At 59.7% G+C, this 1855-nt stretch carries 2 protein-coding genes; one reads left to right on the forward strand and one right to left on the reverse strand.

Features of this window, described 5'->3' with window-relative positions:
• A partial coding sequence (locus tag NW856_RS13375; protein WP_414400653.1) for a cob(I)yrinic acid a,c-diamide adenosyltransferase occupies positions 1–585 on the reverse strand: 585 nt, incomplete at its 3' end.
• A 183-nt stretch (positions 586–768) separates the two neighbouring features.
• Here NW856_RS13375 and NW856_RS13380 point away from each other — a divergent pair.
• On the forward strand, positions 769–1713 hold the full coding sequence (locus NW856_RS13380) for a PLP-dependent cysteine synthase family protein (protein WP_414400654.1): 945 nt from the start codon (positions 769–771) through the stop codon (positions 1711–1713).
• The last annotated feature ends 142 nt before the right edge of the window (positions 1714–1855 follow it).

Genomic DNA, 1855 nt, shown 5'->3' on the forward strand with positions numbered 1-1855 from the left:
GCAAGGGGGTTGGCCGTTTTGGGGATCCGTCGCCCGCCGGACACTGCGCATTTCCGAGTGCAAATCCGCCAGGTCGATAATTTCCTTGGGAGCGCCGCGCCCGGTGATGATCACCTCCATGGCCTCCGGCTTTTGCTTGAGGGTACTGACCACCTCCTCCACAGGCAACAGGCCCAGATCCAGCACCGGGTTGAGCTCATCCAGCACCACCACCGAGTAAAACCCCGACGCCAAAGCCCCTTTGGCCACATCCCAACCGCGGCGGGCCTCCTGACGGTCAAACTTGGTGATCTCATCTGGGCCGAAAAACTCTCCCCGCCCGGTGCGCAATTGATCGATGAGATGGGGGAAGCCTCGCTGCAGAGCCGCAATGGCCGCATCCTCAGCATAGGTTCGGCCTGGCCCCTTGAGAAACCGCACCAGCAACACCCGGCTGGGGGCCGCCTTTTCGATCCCCAAGCCAATGGAACGCAGCACAACCCCTAGGGCCGCCTGGGACTTGCCTTTGCCCTCGCCGTCGTAGACATGGATCTGGCCCCGTCGCCGATCAAACTGCTGGGCAGTCACAATCCCAATTTCTGCCATGCCCCTCCGCGTCATCCTGCTGTGGGAAAATCCCACTTTTCTACCCCCATCTTAGAGCCTACTTGGAGCCTAGCCAGAACTTGGGCAGGAGGGGGAAACTAAAAAGCTCCCAAGAGGCCGGAAAGACCGGGGTAAGATGAGCAATGGTTGTCCAGCCGATGCCTGTCTAGCGAGGGATCCCCCTTGTATCCGACTGCATTTTCTTCTCGCCCGTTGCTCCCTGCTGTGGATAGCCCTATTGAGCTGGTGGGGGGAACACCGCTGATCCGTCTGCGGCGGGTTGCTGCCGATTTGCCCGAATCGGTACGAGTATACGGCAAGGCAGAGTGGTACAACCCTGGGGGTTCAGTCAAGGATCGCCCGGCCCTCAACATGATTCGAACCGGCGAACGCCAGGGCAAGCTTACCCCCGGCAAGATCATCCTCGATGCCACCAGCGGTAACACCGGCATCGCCTATGCCTGGATCGGGGCCGCCTTGGGCTACAAGGTCAAGCTGGCTCTTCCCGCCAACGCCAGCCCGGAGCGCAAGAAGATCCTGGCTGCCTATGGCGTGGACTTGGTTCTGACGGATCCCGCTCTGGGATCCGATGGGGCCATCGAGAAAGCCCGCGCCCTCTATGCGGAAAACCCCGAGCTTTATTTCTACCCTGACCAGTACAGCAACCCCGCCAACTGGCAAGCCCACTACGAAACCACTGGGGTGGAGATTTGGGAGCAAACCCAGGGGCAGGTCACCCATTTTGTTACCGGGCTAGGCACCAGCGGCACCTGTATGGGGGTGGGGCGGCGCCTGCGAGAGTATCGCCCGGATATCCAAATCATTGCCATGCAGCCCGACTCTCCCTTCCATGGCCTGGAAGGGCTCAAGCACATGGCCACAGCTCTAAAACCCGAGATTTACGATCCCACCCTGCCTGACCAGCACATTGAGATCTCCACAGAAGCAGCCCAGAAAATGGTCAAGCGCTTGGCGTTGGAAGAAGGCCTGCTGGTGGGCATCTCTGCCGGCGCCAATGTGGTGGCAGCCCTAGAGGTGGCCCGTCAGCTCTCCTCTGGAGTGGTGGTGACCATCTTTTGCGACGGGGCTGACAAATATCTTTCCGAGCGTTTCTGGACAGAGGATTAACTTTCAGGCATGGGGAGTATGTCAACAAGGCAGGACAAGCCGTCGGCTGCAAAATGGCCAATGCCCTTAACAACTCCACCCTTCTGTCGCTATGATGGTTAGGCTCGGAAGCGGATGTGGCGGAATTGGTATACGCGCACGT

The sequence above is a fragment of the Synechococcus sp. R3-13 genome (assembly GCF_047462195.1).
GTDB lineage: Bacteria > Cyanobacteriota > Cyanobacteriia > Thermostichales > Thermostichaceae > Thermostichus.